13 protein-coding genes are annotated in these 19,185 nt (G+C 40.7%); 10 read left to right on the forward strand and 3 right to left on the reverse strand.

Annotated features, from left to right (window positions below; genetic code table 11):
- Positions 1–171: 171 nt before the first annotated feature.
- The 10 genes from QSJ81_RS24150 (at position 172) to hutH (ending at position 14,801) form a co-directional block, all read left to right on the forward strand.
- Entirely contained in the window at positions 172–3,279 is a 3,108-nt protein-coding gene (locus QSJ81_RS24150) for an ATP-binding protein (RefSeq protein WP_285719876.1), read from the forward strand.
- 291 nt (positions 3,280–3,570) lie between these two features.
- On the forward strand, positions 3,571–3,909 hold the full coding sequence (locus QSJ81_RS24155) for a diguanylate cyclase (RefSeq protein ID WP_285719877.1): 339 nt from the start codon (positions 3,571–3,573) through the stop codon (positions 3,907–3,909).
- Positions 3,910–3,930: 21 nt separating this feature from the next.
- Positions 3,931–5,598 carry a formate--tetrahydrofolate ligase gene (locus QSJ81_RS24160; protein WP_285719878.1) on the forward strand — a complete coding sequence of 556 codons (1,668 nt, stop codon included), beginning with the start codon at positions 3,931–3,933 and terminating at the stop codon, positions 5,596–5,598.
- A gap of 35 nt (positions 5,599–5,633) precedes the next feature.
- Positions 5,634–6,644 (forward strand): formimidoylglutamase, encoded by a 1,011-nt coding sequence (hutG, locus tag QSJ81_RS24165; RefSeq protein ID WP_285719879.1) that lies wholly within the window; start codon positions 5,634–5,636, stop codon positions 6,642–6,644.
- Positions 6,645–6,821: 177 nt separating this feature from the next.
- Positions 6,822–8,849 carry a urocanate hydratase gene (hutU, locus tag QSJ81_RS24170; protein ID WP_285719880.1) on the forward strand — a complete coding sequence of 676 codons (2,028 nt, stop codon included), beginning with the start codon at positions 6,822–6,824 and terminating at the stop codon, positions 8,847–8,849.
- A 33-nt stretch (positions 8,850–8,882) separates the two neighbouring features.
- Positions 8,883–10,178: an imidazolonepropionase gene (hutI, locus tag QSJ81_RS24175; protein WP_285719881.1), complete on the forward strand. Its 1,296-nt coding sequence runs from the start codon at positions 8,883–8,885 to the stop codon at positions 10,176–10,178.
- Complete coding sequence (gene ftcD, locus QSJ81_RS24180; RefSeq protein WP_285719882.1) at positions 10,171–11,061, forward strand: glutamate formimidoyltransferase; 891 nt, start codon at positions 10,171–10,173, stop codon at positions 11,059–11,061. The genes hutI and ftcD overlap by 8 nt, the downstream gene beginning before the upstream one ends.
- Positions 11,062–11,096: 35 nt before the next feature.
- Positions 11,097–11,720 carry a cyclodeaminase/cyclohydrolase family protein gene (locus tag QSJ81_RS24185; protein WP_285719883.1) on the forward strand — a complete coding sequence of 208 codons (624 nt, stop codon included), beginning with the start codon at positions 11,097–11,099 and terminating at the stop codon, positions 11,718–11,720.
- Positions 11,721–11,806: 86 nt separating this feature from the next.
- Positions 11,807–13,234, forward strand: coding sequence for an amino acid permease (locus QSJ81_RS24190; RefSeq protein ID WP_352230933.1), 1,428 nt, complete (start codon positions 11,807–11,809; stop codon positions 13,232–13,234).
- 37 nt (positions 13,235–13,271) lie between these two features.
- On the forward strand, positions 13,272–14,801 hold the full coding sequence (gene hutH / locus QSJ81_RS24195) for a histidine ammonia-lyase (protein ID WP_285719885.1): 1,530 nt from the start codon (positions 13,272–13,274) through the stop codon (positions 14,799–14,801).
- Positions 14,802–14,956: 155 nt separating this feature from the next.
- Here the strand turns inward: hutH and ppdK are convergent, their stop codons facing one another.
- The 3 genes from ppdK to ccpN are packed head-to-tail and all read right to left on the reverse strand — an operon-like array spanning position 14,957 to position 19,131.
- A complete protein-coding gene (ppdK, locus tag QSJ81_RS24200) occupies positions 14,957–17,614 on the reverse strand; it encodes a pyruvate, phosphate dikinase (RefSeq protein ID WP_285719886.1) in 2,658 nt (885 codons plus the stop codon).
- On the reverse strand, positions 17,611–18,444 hold the full coding sequence (locus QSJ81_RS24205) for a pyruvate, water dikinase regulatory protein (RefSeq protein WP_285719887.1): 834 nt from the start codon (positions 18,442–18,444) through the stop codon (positions 17,611–17,613). The genes ppdK and QSJ81_RS24205 overlap by 4 nt, the downstream gene beginning before the upstream one ends.
- Before the next feature lie 36 nt (positions 18,445–18,480).
- The gene (gene ccpN, locus QSJ81_RS24210) at positions 18,481–19,131 is read right to left on the reverse strand and encodes a transcriptional regulator CcpN (RefSeq protein ID WP_285719888.1); all 651 of its coding nucleotides are present in this window, start codon (positions 19,129–19,131) and stop codon (positions 18,481–18,483) included.
- Between the last annotated feature and the right edge of the window lie 54 nt (positions 19,132–19,185).

Consider the following 19,185-nt stretch of genomic DNA (forward strand, 5'->3'; position numbering starts at 1 on the left):
GAATAATAAAATCTTCTAATACCACCTTTAAGCTTGGGTATAGCATACATACGTATTAGCTGATTTAATGTGGAATGTAGTAAGAAATTTACCAAGATAATAATTTGCAATAGTGAGATGAGTCAGTATAAAATAGCTATATATAACATTTTTTTCCAAGGAGATGAGCGTGTGACCAAATTACGTGCGGAGTTGTTTGGAAAGCCAGCAATATATTGGAATGATCAAAAGATGGTGTTTCCATTTGCTAAGATGGAAGCCTTGTTGTACTATCTTTTGGTTATAGGTGAGGCTACACGTGATAGTCTAGCAGCCCTCTTCTGGGGAGATATGAGAGATAGTGCCGCTAAGAGGAATTTACGCAATACAGTTTATTTACTAAAAAAAATGTTTTCGGTGGATTTATTGATTACTTCATCACGAGCGAAGATTGTATTAAATCCAGAAGTTGTTGTAACGACGGAATTGGAGTTATTAACAGTAAACAATATTGCTAAATTTTTAGAAAAAGATACAGGTGAGTTTCTAGAAGGATTTTATTGCAAAGATGCAATCCATTTTGATGAGTGGGTTACTGAAATTCGTGAACGATTTCGAAAGGATAGCATAAGCTGTTTGACAAAATTGATCGTAAAGAAAATGAATTCTAAAGATTATACGTCTATGAAACGATACCTAAAGTACTTGATTAGACTGGATGCATATAATGAAGGAGCTTATCGGCTACTAATGAAGATCTATGAAAAAGAAGATTCTCATAAAGTAGTGGAAATCTATCAACAGTTGGAACGGAAAATGGCACAGGATTTAGGTTTGTTACCCAGTGCTCGGACACAGGAAATTTATAAACGGATTAAGGATAGGAAGAGTAGGGTCACTCAGGAAGAGGTATTTAAAAGCCAAAAGTTTTATGGTCGCGAAAAAGAATTGGGGCAATTGCGTCTATTGCTGGATAGATCGTTCCAAAAGGAGCAGAACAAACGAATGCTACTGTTACAGGGCGATCAGGGCGTTGGTAAATCTGCAATTGTTGAACAACTGCTTTCACCGATTTCAACAGTAAATTGTAATGTTTTTCGTACCCAATGCTATCAAGCTGAATTTGAGTATACTTATAAAGCATGGAATAATATTTTTTTACAAGTTATAGCGGTTTTAATGCAAGCCGAGATTGAGTTACCACCCCTTTGGAAGCAAGTTATTGCGTATGCTTTTCCGACAGCAAAAATAGGTGAAAAGCTTTTACAGACAAAAATAACAGTGGACACCTATAAATTCAGTACAACAATGATTGAAGAGATCATGTGCGAAGTATTGGTCAAGGCTTCTAGTTTGAAAAAAACGATTATTTTGATTGAAGACATTCATTGGATGGATAAGCAAGGGTGGTTGTTGCTATGGCAGTTATTACGCCTACATACCAATATTGTTTGTATTGCGACTTGCCATAGGGAATATTTACCGCAAATTGATAAATCAATAGAAGAGTTTGAACGTAACGGTATGCTGGAAAAGATGAACATTGGACGTTTCAGTGCACAAGACGTGATGAGCTTATCAAAAATACGCTTACCCAGCATTGGTAAGGAGATGCAAGCCAGGTTATACGAATATACAGGTGGCAATGCATTATTTCTAATTGAATGTCTGAATTTGATTGCAGCCGGCAAAGATATCAGTCACTGTTCAATCAAGTTAAATAGCGTATTAAAGGAAAGAACGGCTAATGTTTCTGAAAATGGCAGAAAAGTTCTTGAAATAGCTTCCGTATTTTTTGATAATGCCAATTATGAAGTGCTGCTTGCCGTTTCAGCAATAAATGAATTTGACCTAGTTGAAGCAATTGAAGAGTTACAACAAAAGCAACTGCTAATGGAAGAGTTTGATTCAGACAAGGGTGATTCTAGTTATAAATTTTATAACTTAAAAATTCGTGATTATGTGTATCGTGAGATGTCGACAATAAGGCAACGAATTTTGCATAAGCGATCGGCACTTTATTTAGAACAGCAATTGCAATGTGGTATGCAAAGCAAAGATGTTTATGAACATATTTTATATCATTACACAAACGCGGATGAAAAGCTGAAAATCTTAGATTATACGATTAAAATGGTCGAAAGATATTATTGCCCCCAATATGAGATGTTTCCGGAGTTAAATCATTACTATCCAACGGGGATTGATTTTCAGGAAAGTAGGAGTCAGATTACTACGTATTTCAGTAAGATAAGGGAATTATTAGATGTATTATTGTCTAAAACAATAGCAGATGAGCGATTGGACACTTACCGAGTTGCTTATTGGGAGATGGCTGGGCGATATCATATCTGGAGAGGGGAACACTTAGCGGGGTTGAAATTAATGCATCAGATGCTACGGTTGGCTTCAAAGAAAAACCTCAGAGAGTATCAAATCAAGGGGTGTCAGCAAATTATTTATTGTGGTATTCAGACGCGGAAAGCATATCTAATAGAAAATTTTGCCATCAAGTTATTGCATTTGACCGAACAGGATGAACTTTCAGAGAAAAAGGCGACTGCATTACGATTTTTAGGGGTGGCCTCTGCGCTCAAAGGCCAATATCAGCAGGCTGAGAAGTATTACCGAGAATCGCTGACTTTGTTAAAAAAATTGGCTGTTCACAATAGTTTCTATGTTTTTACCATAGCAGCAGCCAATAATTATATTGGTGATTTGCGGCGAGAAAGTTTTGATTATAAAGCAGCATTGTACCACTATGAGCAGGCAGCTAGAATCGCCGGACGCAAAAATGTTAGCGAAGGCGTAGCTTTGTTTTATATTAATGCTGGTTGTACAGCCTTTCAGCTAAATGACTATGGAAAAGCTAGTGCATACCTTATGGATGCTCTTGCTGTTGCAGATGGATTTGGCGATGAAAAGGGTTATTGGTGCTTGCGAGGTTATAGCACACTTTACTGTGTATTGGCATTGATTGCAGTGAGGCTGCACCGTCCTCACGAAGCAAAACAGTACCTAGAGCAGGCAAAAGATTTTCTGGAGAAATATAATGATCAATACCAAAGTGGAGTAATTTTTCGCACGCAAGCAGAAATAAGGCTGTTAATGGAGCAGGAAAAAGGGATAGCGGAAGTATTTAAAGATTCGTTGACTTTGCCTGTGGCGGAATATTATATGAAGGCCCGAAAAGCTTTCGAAAGAACTGGCAGGATGGCTGAGATTACTTCTCTAGAGGAAATAATAGCCCAATATACAGTACAGAGTGATTATAAGCAGCAAGCTGCTGAATTTATATAAGAAAAATATATGAGTAATAAAAATGTCATCGGCAAGGTCATGGCATAGGGGATGGGAATGTTACAAAATGAAGGGCAATTTTGTAACAGCTCCAGCCCCTATTTTTCATGCAAATTTCTCGTCATAGTCAGGCTATTGATATTCTGGGACTCTAAGCTGAGGAGGTTAATAACTTTAATTTTTAACTTTAGATTGTTTGAACACCATTGAAAGCGATTTGACGATATTTTGACAGTACTGATTATAAAATTCATTTAAATACAAAGTTGTTTATGTAGGAGGGTCAAGAAAATGTCTAATGAATGGGTAAAGGAATTACCCTTTGCAGTCACTGTTACAGATAAAATTGGTAATATCATAGAAATGAATGCTCAATCCGTCAAAACATTCGAGAAGTATGGCGGTAAGAGTTTGGTTGGAAAAAATGTAAAAGATGTTCATTCTGAACATGCGTACAAAAAAATTGCTGAGATTATCGAAACTAAAACTGCCAATAGCTATACAATTGAAAAAAATGGTGTAAAAAAGCTAGTTTATCAAACGCCTTGGTATCAGGATGGGGAATATGCAGGCTTGGTAGAACTCTCTATGGTAATTCCTGCTGAAATACCCCATTATGTAAGACAATAAAATGCTGACGAGGTGAAGGTAATGAAAAGTGATGTGGAAATTGCCCAGGAATCTAAAATGCAGCCAATTCTCCAAATTGCAGCAAGTCTTGGTTTAACGGAAGAGGATATTGAGCAGTATGGAAAATATAAGGCTAAAATATCGTTGTCGGTATGGGATAAAATAAAACAACGTCCCAATGGTAAATTAGTCTTGGTTAGTGCTATAAACCCGACGGCGGCTGGTGAGGGGAAAACGACAACGACAGTTGGATTGGGCGATGCTTTTCGCAGATTAGGAAAAAAAGCGATGATTGCCTTACGTGAACCATCATTGGGACCTTGTTTTGGTATGAAGGGCGGTGCCGCTGGTGGTGGTTATGCACAAATTGTTCCTATGGAGGATATTAACTTACACTTTACCGGCGATATACATGCCGTGACGTCAGCACATAACTTATTGTCAGCTATTATTGATAATCACATTCAACAAGGTAATGTACTGAGCATTGACCCGCGCCGCGTTACATGGAGAAGGGTAATTGATCTTAACGACCGGGCATTACGCCATATTATACTTGGGCTTGGTGGAAAGACTGACGGCGTACCACGGGAAAGCGGATTTGACATTACCGTTGCATCAGAGCTAATGGCTATTTTGTGTTTGGCGAAAGATTTAGATGATATGAAACAGCGAATCGGCAAGATCATTGTAGGCTATACCTATGACAATAAACCGGTTACGGCAGCTGATTTAAAAGTTACGGGTGCATTAACACTCTTATTCAAAGATGCAATTAAACCTAACTTGGTGCAGACACTGGAAAATACACCGGCTTTTGTACATGGAGGACCATTTGCCAATATCGCACATGGCTGCAATAGTGTAATGGCATCGAAATTTGCCTTAAAGTTATCAGAAATATTAATTACCGAGGCTGGTTTTGGTGCTGATCTAGGGGCAGAAAAGTTCATTGATATTAAATGTCGATTTGCAGGGTTTATGCCGGATGCAGTAGTGCTAGTTGCAACGATAAGGGCACTTAAGGCACATGGTGGCGTTAGCAAAACTGAGCTTACCAAAGAAAATCAGCAAGCACTAGAACTGGGGATGGAAAACCTTAAAAAACATATAGAAAACATGCAAAAATTTAATTTGCCTACAGTAGTTGCTATTAATGTTTTTCCCAATGATATAGAAGCAGAATTGGCATTTGTCAGGGAGCAGTGCAAAACGCTTGGTGTCACCGTAACTCTTTCAAAAGTATGGGCCGATGGTGGTGCAGGAGGTATGGAACTTGCAGAACAGCTTCTTGACATGTTTAAACAGCCAAAGGCTGTTAGATTTTTGTATGATGAAACGCTACCTGTTAAAGAGAAGATTCGTGTGATTGCCAAAGAAATTTATGGTGCTGAAGCTGTCAGTTATAGCAAGGCAGCTGAAAAAAGCATCCAGGAGTTAACTGGTATAGGCTTAGATAAAACGCCAGTTTGTATTGCTAAAACCCAATATTCTTTGTCTGATGATGCAACAAAAACTGGCCGTCCTGAAAAATTTACATTGATGGTCAGAGAAATACGTATAGCTGCTGGCGCAGGATTTTTAGTGGCTATTACCGGAGATATTATGACCATGCCTGGGCTTCCCAAGAAACCAGCAGCGGAAATAATGGATATTGATAATAACGGTAAAATTAGTGGATTATTTTAAAAACCACAAGGTTGTATGACGAACTGGAGGATACTATGTTTCAGAATCGATATGAAGCAGCAGATTTTACGATATGGCGAGGGCGGATTGACAGTAGGGAAAATTATGATGCCTTCCGGTGGCACCAATGGATAAAATCACTGGATTTAAGGCAGCCAATCGGTGAATTTACAGGTAAAATGGGATTTGCTTTGCTAGGTTTTTGCTGTGACGAAGGTATTATACGGAACAATGGACGCAAGGGCGCTTCCTCGGGACCCGAGGGAATTCGCGGCGAACTTTCCAATTTACCGTGCTCATTTTCTTCTGAGGTATCTTTGTTTGATGCAGGAAATATTACCTGCACAGATGGAGAATTAATGAAAAGCCAGGTGGCGCTGGAACAAGCTGTGTTTCGTCTCAGGCAGGCAGGACTGTTTCCTCTTGTTATTGGTGGCGGACATGAAACCGCCTTAGGACACTTTCGGGGTCAAGCAGATTTTCTACGGCAAAAAGATGGCAAATGTCAATTGGGTATCTTAAATTTTGATGCTCATTTTGACCTTCGCCCTTTTGCCGGCGGCGGAAATTCAGGGACGATGTTTAGGCAGATTGCTGATGATGCCAGCCAATGGGGGGAAATGTTCCACTATTTTTGTCTGGGAATCCAACGTAGCAGCAATACACTTGAATTATTTAAAACAGCTCAGCAATTAGGCGTTGATTATTTATTAGCAGGTGATATTTTCACCAACAATGATGAACATATTATAGAAAAACTCGATTATTTTATGCAGTTGGTGCCCCATCTTTATGTAACGGTTTGCGCAGATGTGTTTGCTTCTTCCTTTGCTCCCGGGGTCAGTGCGCCACAACCGCTAGGGTTGCATCCTGAGATAGTGCTAAAATATTTAAAGCATATACTTCGCACAAAAAAAGTAGTTGGGTTTGATATTGCTGAAGTGTCACCGCGGTTTGACCATGACCGAGCAACTGCAAGCTTAGCAAAAGTGATTATTTTCGCAGTAGTCGATACTCTCTGCCGACTGAAAGGATTAGCAAGATGAAAGCGAAGTTCTAAATTTTATTTAGACGATATGAGGTATTTTTAAAAAAATCAGTAAACGGTTTTTGACGTTATTTTGACAGTAGCTGCAATATAATCAGAATATAATAAATATTTAGAATGTATATAGATTTTTTGCATTGTTTTACTGAATATAGTTTTTGGGGAAGGGGATTTGATGATGAATATTGACAATACAGTAATCACTTGTGCCATGACTGTTAAGTTGGACGATGTTTTGCCGGAGCCACCTATATTTGAAAAAGGGGTGCGTAGGGCGCCAGATAGAGGTTTTCGTTTAACAATTGAACAAAGTAAAGTGGCATTAAAAAATGCTCTGCGGTATGTCCCAGAAGCATTACATAGTCAATTGGCAAGGGAGTTCATGGAAGAATTAAAAGCGTTTGGGCGTATTTATGCCTATCGATATATGCCTTCAGAAAGGATCTACGGAAAACCCTTAGATGAATACAAAGGAAATTGCATAGAAGGTAAAGCGTTTCAGGTCATGATTGATAATAACCTAGATCACAATGTAGCTCTTTATCCTTACGAAATGGTGACTTACGGAGAAACAGGCAGTGTATGTCAGAACTGGATGCAGTATCGGTTGATTAAAAAGTATTTGGAAGTTATGACTCAGGATCAAACGTTGGTTATAGAGTCAGGTCACCCCTTGGGATTGTTTCCGTCAAAACCTGAAGCGCCGAGGGTAATTATTACGAATGCACTAATGGTGGGGATGTTCGATAATCAGAATGATTGGGAAGTCGCTGAACAAATGGGAGTTGCTAATTATGGACAAATGACAGCCGGCGGTTGGATGTACATTGGCCCACAGGGCATTGTTCATGGAACATTTAACACTTTATTGACTGCAGGCAGGATTAAATTGGGCGTAGCACCTGACGATGACTTGCATGGAAAGTTATTTGTTTCCTCTGGATTAGGTGGTATGAGTGGTGCACAACCTAAGGCAACGGAAATTGCTGGTGCAGTAGGTATTATAGCTGAAGTAGACGCCTCTCGTATTCAAACGAGGCTGGAACAGGGATGGGTTAACCAATGCAGCGATGATCTTGATCAGGTATTTAAGATTGCGAAGGAATACCAATCTAAGGGCAAGGCGATATCCATAGCTTATCATGGCAATATAGTGGATTTACTAGAATATGCAGTAGCCAATCAAAAGCATATTGACTTATTGTCTGACCAAACTTCTTGCCATGCGGCTTATGACGGTGGCTATTGCCCACAAGGGCTGACTTTTGAAGAGAGAACTGCACTATTGAGGAATAATCGCAGCAAATTTCATGAATTGGTCAATAAAAGTTTACAACGCCATTTTGAATTGGTTAAAGAATTGGTAGAGCGAGGAGCGTATTTCTTTGATTATGGCAATGCATTTATGAAGGCCATTTATGATGCCGGGGTTAAAGAAATTGCTAAAAACGGGCATGACGAAAAAGATGGCTTTATTTTTCCTTCTTATGTGGAAGACATTATGGGGCCACAGTTGTTTGATTACGGCTATGGACCGTTCCGCTGGGTTTGCTTGAGCGGTAAGCAAGAGGACTTACATAAGACTGACCAGGCTGCAATGCAATGCATTAATCCTGAACGACGTGGACAGGACAGGGACAATTATATTTGGATTCGTGATGCTGAGAAGAATGGATTGGTTGTAGGAACTCAGGCGCGAATTTTATACCAGGATGCAGAAGGTCGTAAGAAGATTGCTTTGCGGTTTAATGAAATGGTGCGTACAGGTGAGATTGGTCCAGTTATGTTGGGACGTGACCATCACGATGTCAGCGGCACTGATTCACCTTTCCGTGAAACGGCGAACATTCGGGATGGCAGTAATGTAATGGCAGATATGGCAGTGCAATGTTTTGCCGGAAATGCTGCTAGAGGGATGAGTCTAGTAGCACTGCACAACGGTGGCGGTGTTGGAATTGGTAAGTGTATTAATGGTGGATTTGGCATGGTTTTGGATGGTAGTAAAAGAGTGGATGAAATTTTGCAATCGGCAATACTATGGGATGTTATTGGCGGCGTGGCCCGGCGGTCATGGGCAAGAAATGAACATTCCATTGAAACAATTATTGAATTTAATCGCGATTATAGAGAGAAAGCTCATGTAACCATTCCTTATATACCAACAGATGAACTGATAGATAAAGTTGTAGCGGCTTTTTTTTAATAGCAAGGGTTAAAGTGCAAAGGGGGAGATATTTTGCATAGGGAAAGTGGCAGCAGATCCTTACTAATCAAACATGCAGCTGAAATTGTTACCAATACTGGAACGGCAGCAAAAAAAGGTGCAGGGATGAATCAATTAGCGAAAATTGAAGACGGAGCAATTCTAGTAAAAGAAGGCATCATTGAATGGGTAGGATTAACCGCTGACTTGCCTTTCTATAATGAGGAAAATACGGAAATCATTGATGCTTCAGGTTGTAGTGTAATTCCTGGTTTTGTAGATTCCCACACACACTTTGTCTTCGGCGGTTATCGTCCGGAAGAATTTTTCTGGAGACTAGACGGGACGCCCTATTTAGATATCTTAGAACGTGGCGGTGGTATTTTAAATACGGTTAAAGCTACACAATCCATGGGGTATGATGCAATGTTACAAATTGCATCAAATCGGCTAGATGCTATGGTCGCCATGGGAGTTACTACTGTCGAAGGCAAGAGTGGTTATGGACTGGATTTAGATACGGAACTAAGGCAATTAAAGGTCATGGGAGAATTAAACAATCGTCATGCTGTCGAAGTTGTACCAACTTTTATGGGGGCACATGCTGTGCCGCCTGAGTATCGAGGGCGAGTAGATGATTATGTAGCATTTATCACACAAAAAGTTCTGCCGGCAGTAGTCGAGCAGGGAATTGCAGAATTTTGCGATGCGTTCTGTGAGAAGGGAGTATTTTCTGTAGAACAAACAAGAAAAATTCTACAAACTGCAAGTGGTCTGGGGCTTAAAACAAAAATCCATGCGGATGAGATTGTGTCCTTTGGTGGAGCTGAGCTTGCAGCGGAACTAGGAGCTATTTCTGCTGATCACTTGCTACAGGCATCAGACAAGGGGATTGCTGAGATGGCTGCACGCGGTGTAGTAGCGACGGTATTGCCAATGACAGCGTTTTGTCTGAGAGAAGAGTACGCTAGAGCCAGAGCGATGATTGATAGCGGCGGAGCAATTGCACTCGCAACTGATTATAATCCAGGCAGCTGCTTTAGCCATTCAATCCCCATGTTGATCGCATTAGCGGCTATTCAGCTAAAACTTTCTCCAGCAGAAATTCTGACGGCGTTAACGTTGAACGGGGCCGCTGCTGTCGGGAGGGCAGATCACATTGGGACTTTAGAACGTGGAAAACAGGGGGATATTCTTATCCTTAAATACCCATCTCATTTGTTCCTAAGTTATCATGTTGGAATGGATATCATCGATAAGGTCATCAAAAAAGGGCAAGTGATTGTAGATAAACGTATGGCAAATTTGGAGGTAATTGATAGTGAGTAAATTAGTTGAATGTGTACCTAACTTTAGTGAAGGACGTCGTCCTGAGGTCATTGAAGCCATTGTAAATGAAGTTAAAAGAGTAGAAGGAATTGAGCTTTTAGATGTACAATCGGATGCGAGTCATAATCGATCGGTAGTAACTTTTGTTGGTGAACCGGCAGCCGTTAAACAGGCAGCTTTTGCCTCCTGTGCGAAGGCTGCGGAATTGATTGATATGGAACAACATCATGGCGAGCATCCGCGGATCGGCGCTACCGACGTAATTCCGTTTATTCCAATAAAGGGAATCAGTCTTGATGAGTGTGTTGAACTTGCCAACGAATTAGGCCAAGAAATTGCCGAAAAGCTGGATATTCCAGTGTATATGTATGAAGCAGCTGCCAAAAGAAGTGAACGTAAGAACTTGCCAGACGTTCGTAAAGGACAGTATGAAGGTTTGAAAGCAGCCATTAGTGAGCCTGAAAGAAAGCCTGATTATGGTCCAGCAAAAATGCATCCTAGGGCAGGTGCTACAGTTGTGGGGGCTAGACAATGCCTAATTGCCTATAACATCAATTTAAGTACCGGCGATGTTGCAATAGCCAAGAAGATTGCGAATGCCATCCGAGAAGCCAAGGGTGGCTTTAAATACTGCCGTGCTATGGGCATCATGATTGAAGAGCGGAATGTAGCGCAGGTAACCATTAACATGATTAATTACGAAGGTACACCTCTCTACCGGGTTTTTGAAACGGTCAAAAATGAAGCAGCTCGCTATGGTGTCAATATTATCGGCAGTGAGATTGTAGGATTGGTTCCAATGCAGGCACTGATTGATACAGCGGACTATTACCTGCGCCTGGAAGGATTCAGTCGTAAGCAAGTTATGGAAGAAAACATTTAACTAGGAATCATGATAAAAGCTGGGAGGAATGAATTTTGCTAATAAATAAAAGCATTACGGAATTTTTAGCTGAGCTAAAATCAGACTCCGCCGCACCTGGAGGCGGGAGTGCAGCCGCCTTAGCAGGTGCTATCGGGGCGGCACTGGGAATTATGGTAGGGAATCTAACAGTAAGTAGTGCGAAATATGAGGCTGCGCATGAAGAAAGTAGAAAGTTAATTTCAGATTTAGAAAAATGTTTAGCGGCACTGGAAAAGTATATTGATGAGGATACCGAGGCATTTAATAATGTAATAAATGCATATAAGCTACCTAAAAGCACCGAAGAAGAAAAGTTACGTCGCAGCGATGCCATTCAAGAAGCACTTAAAGGTGCATCGAATCTACCCCTTAAGGTCGCCAAGGTTTGTTTAGAAGTATTGGAATTATCAGGGAAAATGCTTTCCATTGGCAACACGAATGCGGCTAGTGATGCAGCGGTAGCAGGGAGAATGGCACAAGCTGCCATGTGGTCCGCTATCTATAATGTACGGATTAATTTGGGTTCCATTAAGGATATAGATTTTGTTGCTGAACTGAAAGGCAATATAGAGAACATTGTAGTTCGCTCTGAAGTATTAATGGCTCAATTAATTAAGACCGTGGATGAAAAAATATAAATGGGAATCTGATGTAAGATCGTGCGGGCAAGAAAAAGAACCCAAGTAAAGAGAGTTAAGGAAATGGAGGGACTGTTGTGACGAAACTGTCGAATTCCAATAAACCGGCAGTAAATGTGGAAGAGTTGGTTCCAGAGAAAAAAGGTCTTAATCGTGGTCTGAAATCAAGACATATGATGATGATTTCGATTGGCGGTACGATTGGTACCGGACTTTTTTTAGGTGCCGGACAGGTGGTAAGCGAAGCTGGGCCCGTTGGTGCTGTACTAGCGTTTCTCTTTGGTGGCATGGTGATGTATTTGGCTTTACTATGCTTAGGGGAGCTGGCCGTGGCAATGCCAGTATCAGGGTCATTCCAAAGTTATGCAGTGAAATTTATTTCCCCAGGAGTAGGTTTTACGGTAGGGTGGCTGTATTGGATTAATTGGGCAGTTTGTATTGCCGCTAACTTTACCGCTTCAGCCATTATTATGGCTCTATGGTTTCCTGATGTATCTATTTGGATATGGTGCGTATTATTTGCCGTGCTGGTAACTGTTTTGAACTTGATTTCAGTGAAGGTTTATGGTGAAACTGAGTTTTGGTTTGCTGGCATCAAAGTTGCCGCTATTATTGCCTTTATACTTGCAGGTGCTGGTTTGATGTTTGGTGCTGTTGGTAACGAGGGGGCAATTGGATTTTCTAATTTTAATACGGGAGCGGGATTATTTCCTAATGGTGGCTGGGCGTTGTTTTTAACTATGATTACAGTTGTATATTCTTTTCAGGGGTCGGAACTGGTGGGGGTGGCAGCTGGTGAATGTGAAGATCCCGGCAAAAATGTGCCTAAGGTTATTAAAGGTGTTGTATTCAGAATCATCGTATTTTACGTGTTGGCTATTATTGTTTTGGGGGCAACCATTCCCTACAAAGAAGCAGGAGTACTAGAAAGTCCCTTTGCATACGTATTTGGACGTATCGGTATCCCAATTGCGAAGGATATCATGAGTTTTGTTGTACTGACTTCTGCATTATCAGCCAGTAATTCTGCGCTTTATGTTTGTTCCCGATTATTGTGGTCAATGTCTAAAGATGGGCATGCTCCAAAATGGTTGGGTCATCTAAATTCGGGGGGCGTTCCCATTAACGGTATATTTTTAACACTGGTGTTATCCGGATTATCACTGTTGACTAGCGAATACGCTGCTGACACTGTGTATATATGGCTGATGTCTAGTGTAGGCTTAACTGGATGTTTAATTTGGATTGTCATTTCTTGGTGCCAGATTAATTTCCGTAAACACTTTTTGGAACTTGGCGGCGATTTAAAAGATTTGGTCTTCCGAACACCCTTATATCCCATTTTGCCAATTGTGGCAATTATCTTAAATATTTGTATTATCGCCAGTTTAGCATTTATTGAAGATCAGCAAATTGTTCTTTATACGGGCTTACCAATTATTGCAGGTATTTATCTGTATTATATTTTCATTCACAGCAAGCATGAACAAAAGCCAGCGGATATTGCAAAATAAATCAGCATGATTTTTAGGAAGCGGAGGCGATTTCAGCATGATTTTATTAGATGGAAATTCTTTAACCTTAGAAGATGTAATAAAGGTAGCGCGCAACTATGAAGAGGTTAGGGTTAGTGATAAAGGTCGCGAGCAAATCATTGCCAGTCGAAGAATTGTTGATAAGATATTGGAAGAAGAAAAGCCTGTCTATGGTATTTCAACCGGGTTTGGTAATTTCAGCACTATATTTATATCAAAAGACGAAAGAGCTAAATTGCAACGCAATTTGATTCTAAGTCATGCTACCGGTGTTGGTGAACATCTGCCGGAAGATGTTGTCCGCTCTGCTATGCTGCTTAGAGCCAATTCATTGGCAAAAGGTTATTCGGGTATTCGTTTATCGACAGTGGAAATGCTGATAAACATGCTTAATAAACAAATCTGTCCAGCAATTCCAGCGAAAGGATCTGTTGGTGCCAGTGGGGATTTAGCTCCTCTTTCCCATATAGTATTAGTTATGCTGGGGGAAGGAGAGGCTTATCTTAAGGGGCAGTTGGTAAAGGGTGACGAAGCGCTGAAATCTTGCGGCTTAGAGCCAATTGTATTGAGCGGTAAGGAAGGGCTGGCTTTAATCAATGGAACACAGATTATGACAGCGGTTGGTACCATTGTCTGGCATGATGCCGTTAATCTGATGAAGGCAGCAGATATTGCAGCCGCATTAAGCCTAGAAGCATTAAAAGGTACCAGAGCGGCTTTTGATCCTCGCATTAGCCAAGTTAGAGCGCATCTCGGTCAAATAGCGACTACCGAAAATATGCTGAACTTAACGGCACATAGTGCTATCATTGCTTCTCACAGTAATTGCAACAAGGTACAGGATGCCTACTCACTGCGCTGTGTGCCACAAGTACATGGTGCTTCTAAGGATGCGCTCAGGCGTGCTGAGGAAACTTTGACTATAGAAATTAATGCGGCGACTGATAATCCACTTATTATGCCGGAAACAGGCGAAGCCATTTCCGGTGGAAATTTCCATGGTCAGCCCATTGCTTTGGTTATGGATTATCTTAAGCTCGCTATTGCTGAATTAGGCAATATTTCCGAACGGCGCACCAATCGCTTGTTGGATGTGCATTTAAGTGAGCTACCACCATTTTTAACAGCCTTTCCGGGGGTTGACTCCGGTCTAATGATCACGCAATATGTCGCAGCTGCATTGGTTTCGGAAAATAAAGTCTTAGTACATCCGGCTAGTGCAGACTCTATTCCCACTTCAGCTAACCAAGAAGACCATGTTAGCATGGGGACTATCGCTGCCCGTCAAGCAAGAGAAATTTTGGATAACGTCTGTAATGTGATAGCCATTGAAATGCTGGCAGCTGCGCAAGGCATTGATTTTTTGGCACCGCTTACGCCTGGAGATGGTACTCTTAAAGCACATCAAGCAATTCGAAATGTTGTATCGCATCTGGATGAAGATCGGGTACCGGCACCGGATATAAAGAGTCTTCATGATTTAATTGCTGGTGGTAGACTGGTTGGAGAAGTAGAAGCTATAGTTGGTTTACTAAAGATCTATTGAGAATCAACAAAATGTTTATCTAGGAGATCAAAAAGAGTTAGAAGTTTAATTGGAAATACCTTAGCATTTCATTCTATTAACACAACCTATATAATTAAAAGATCGCAAGCTCCATTGTTTGGCAACAATGGGCCTGCGATCTTTTAATATTGCAATTATTTAGTTCCGTAAGTTTCTCCCTTGCTAATTGCAGCTTGGGCAGCGGCTAAACGAGCAATAGGTACGCGGTAAGGGGAGCAGCTAACGAAATCAAGGCCAATTTGGTGGCAAAATGCAATGGAACGGGCCTCGCCACCGTGTTCACCACAAATACCAATCAGAAGACCGGGTCTGGTTTTTCGGCCATTTTCTACGGCGATTTCCATAAGCTTGCCGACACCTTTTTGATCTAACGTAATAAAGGGGTTGTCCGCTAAAATTTTCATCTCTAGATAATCATTTAAGAATTTGCCTTCTGCATCATCTCGACTGAAACCTAAGCAAGTTTGTGTAAGGTCATTGGTACCAAAACTGAAGAATTCAGCTGACTCTGCCAGCTCACCAGCTAAGAGTGCTGCCCTTGGCAATTCTATCATGGTACCTGAAGTGTAGTGGAAAGTTACCTTATGCTTGTCCATGGTAGCTTTAGCAATACTATCAATTTTTTCTTTAAAAAAGTTCATCTCGGCAATGCCAATGGTTAAAGGAATTTCTATTTCTGGTAAAACGGTGTAGCCTTCTAGTGTTAAACGCGCAGCTGCATTGCAGATAGCTTGTATTTGCATTTCATATATCTCGGGGAAGGTAATGCCTAGACGGCAACCTCGATGCCCAAGCATTGGATTGGATTCATGGAGAGTGCGAACTTTTCGCAGTAGTCCTTCTTTTTCTGCTAATAGCTGCATATTTTCTCCTGTCATTTGGAGCTTAGTCGTTTCAATAAGCAATTCATTCATGCTAGGAAGAAACTCATGAAGTGGAGGATCTAAGAGACGAACGCATACAGGATATCCGGCCATGACTTTTAATATTCCATAAAAATCTTCCTCCTGCATCGGTAAGAGATGGGATAGGGCTTTACTGCGTTCCTCAAAGTTTTCTGCTAAAATCATATCTTGTACAAAAGGCAAGCGGTCTTGTCCCATAAACATATGCTCGGTACGAGTCAATCCGATACCCTTGGCGCCGAAATCTAACGCTCTTTTTGCATCTGCAGGGTTATCCGCATTGGCTCTAACTTCAAGGCGCTTATATTCATCAGCCCAATCTAAGAGTGTCAAGTATTCTGAAGATAGTTCAGGATCCTTCATTGGCACAAGACCTAACATCACGCGGCCTGTAGTACCGTCAATGGAGATAAGATCTCCTTCGCTGATGATGGTTTGTCCAATAATAAAGGTCTTTGTATGATAGTTAATTTTGATTGCTTCACAACCACAAACACAAGGTTTCCCCATACCACGAGCTACTACGGCGGCATGGCTAGTCATACCACCACGACTTGTTAAGATACCCTGAGCAGCAATAATGCCATGAATATCATCGGGAGTTGTTTCTGTGCGTACTAACATTACTTTTTGCCCTTTTTTACCTAACTCTTCTGCATGGTTGGCATCAAAAACTACAGTTCCTGATGCTGCACCAGGGGAAGCTGGTAGACCGGTAGCCATGATATCAAGTTTAGCTTCAGGATCAATCTGGCGATGGAGTAGTTGATCTAATTGAGCTGGTTCAATTAATAATAGGGCATCTTGCTTACTAATTAAACCTTCTGCTGCTAAATCATGGGCAATCTTGATTCCTGCTTGGGCAGTACGCTTACCATTTCTAGTTTGTAGGATGTATAAGGTACCTTTTTCAATAGTAAATTCAATATCTTGTACATTTTTGTAATGAGTTTCTAGTATGTTGGCAATTTTGGCAAATTGGGCATAAACAGCAGGCATTTCCTGCGCCAATTTAGCAATTGGTTGCGGCGTGCGAATGCCAGCTACTACGTCTTCTCCTTGGGCATTCGTTAGATATTCTCCATATAACAGATTTTCTCCAGTGGAAGGATTCCTAGTAAAAGCTACACCTGTACCACAGTCATTACCCATATTACCAAAAACCATAGATTGAATGTTTACAGCAGTGCCTAATTCGTGGTCAATTTTATTTAAATTCCGATAGATGAAGGCGCGATCGTTATTCCAAGAACGGAATACGGCTTCAATTGATAAGAATAACTGCTCAATAGGCTCTTCAGGAAAAGGAGAGCCTGTCCGCTCTAAGACTAAAACTTTATAACTATCAATTACAGCCCGCAATGTTTCGGCAGACATCTCTTGGTCATAGATAACACCCTGTTTTTTCTTGTGTTCCGACAAAAGCTGCTCAAAGTCATGTTTATGAATTTCTAGTACGACATCACCAAACATTTGAATAAAACGGCGATATGAATCGTAAGCAAAGGAGAGATTATTCGTATTTTTAGCGAGAGCTTGTACCGTTTTTTCGTTTAAACCAAGATTTAAGATGGTATCCATCATGCCAGGCATAGAAAATACGGCTCCAGAACGAACAGAAACTAAGAGGGGATTAACTTCATCCCCTAACTTTTTACCAATGGCTTGTTCTAAGTGCGCCAAATTTTGGCGCACCTCTTCTATGATAGTGGCAGGGAGCTTCTTATTGTTTTGATAATACTCTTTGCAAGCAGCAGTGGTAATCGTCATGCCCGGCGGAACAGGTAGACCAATATTAGTCATCTCCGCTAAGTTGGCTCCCTTGCCTCCTAGTAGTGAACGCATTTCAGCGCAACCTTGGTTAAATAAGTATACGAATTTTTTCATTGTTCAGCGACTCCTTTGCGATAAAAATCTAAAACTCTTGCAGCAGTTTCCTCAGTAGCTTTATTTGTGATATCGATAGTAGGGCAGCCTATTTTTCGCATAATTGCTTGCGCATAATCTAGTTCTTCAACGATTCGTTCCAAATTTGCGTAGCTGCTAGATGGCTGTAACCCCATAGCTCTTAAGCGCTCCCTGCGTATTTCAAATAATAAGGAAGGCTTGATAGTAAGTCCGACGACTTTATGGGGAGGCACTTGAAAAAGTTCGGGTGGCGGCGGAATTTCCTTTACAAGAGGCACGTTAGCGGCCTTAATGCCTTTATGGGCCAAATACATACATAAAGGTGTCTTAGAGGCCCTAGATACTCCTGTTATTACAATATCGGCTTGTAATAGGCCTCGAGGATCTTTGCCATCATCAAATTTTACAGCAAACTCAATGGCTTCTACTTTGGTAAAATAAGCTTCATCTATTTTGCGAATGAGTCCAGGTTCATTACGAGGAGATAAATTGGTAATTTTCTGCAAAGCAGAAATGACTGGACCCATAATATCTACATGAATAAGTCCTAATGCTTGGGCTTTGGTTTCTAATGCACTTTTTAAATCAGGGCGAACTAATGTATATACGATAGCGCCTTTGGTTTTAGATGCCTCTTCGAGAACGGCATCGATTTGTAAAGATGATTTTAGGTAGGGCTTGCGTTGAATTTCAATATGCGCTCCATCAAATTGACTGATTGCCGCCTTTACAACCAATTCGCCTGTTTCTCCAATGGAATCAGACAATACGTAGACAGCAGGTGTATGGCTGTTATATAAAGTGTTCAAAGAGAACCTCCTTTACCTTACTATAAGGCTATTTTTTTAGCTTTCTGCTAATTGGACAAAAAGACGTGCAATATTTGTCTTGGTAAAACGACCAACAACTTGAAATTTTGTATTTTCACCCTCCTTTACGGCTTTTACCACTGGTAAAGCATCCACTTGATGATATAAGAGTTTTTGTGCTGCTGACAACACAGATTCTTCTGGTGTAGTCAAAATAATCTTAGGCATTCGAGTCATAATAATACTAACAGGAAGTTCGTTATTATTTTTCCCTCCCATTGCAGCCTTTAGTAAATCTTTCCTAGAGATTGCTCCCTCAAGAAAATTTCCTTCTGATACAACGAAAATAGTGCCTACGTCTTCAATAAATAAAGTGACAATAGCATCATAGACAGAACTATTTTCTTTTACAACAATAGGTAAGGAATGAGCATCCCCTACAAGGATGGTATCAAAAGACATTGTTTTTAGTTTCTGCAGATCCTGTCCTATAAAGTAATAGCCTACTTTAGGTTTGGCACCAATTAATTTAGACATTGTTAAAATGGCCAAATCTGAGCGTAATGCTGCCCTGCTTAAATTAAGCTTCTCTGCAATCTGGTTTCCTGTAATAGGGCCGAGAGACTGAATTATTTCTAAAATATGAGTCTGTCGCATTGTAAGTTGTATAATATATTCACCTTCCAAATGATAAAGTAAACATCATATAGTGATTTTCTAGTATATAGTATACTACATTTA

The sequence above is a fragment of the Pelosinus sp. IPA-1 genome (assembly GCF_030269905.1).
GTDB lineage: Bacteria > Bacillota > Negativicutes > DSM-13327 > DSM-13327 > Pelosinus.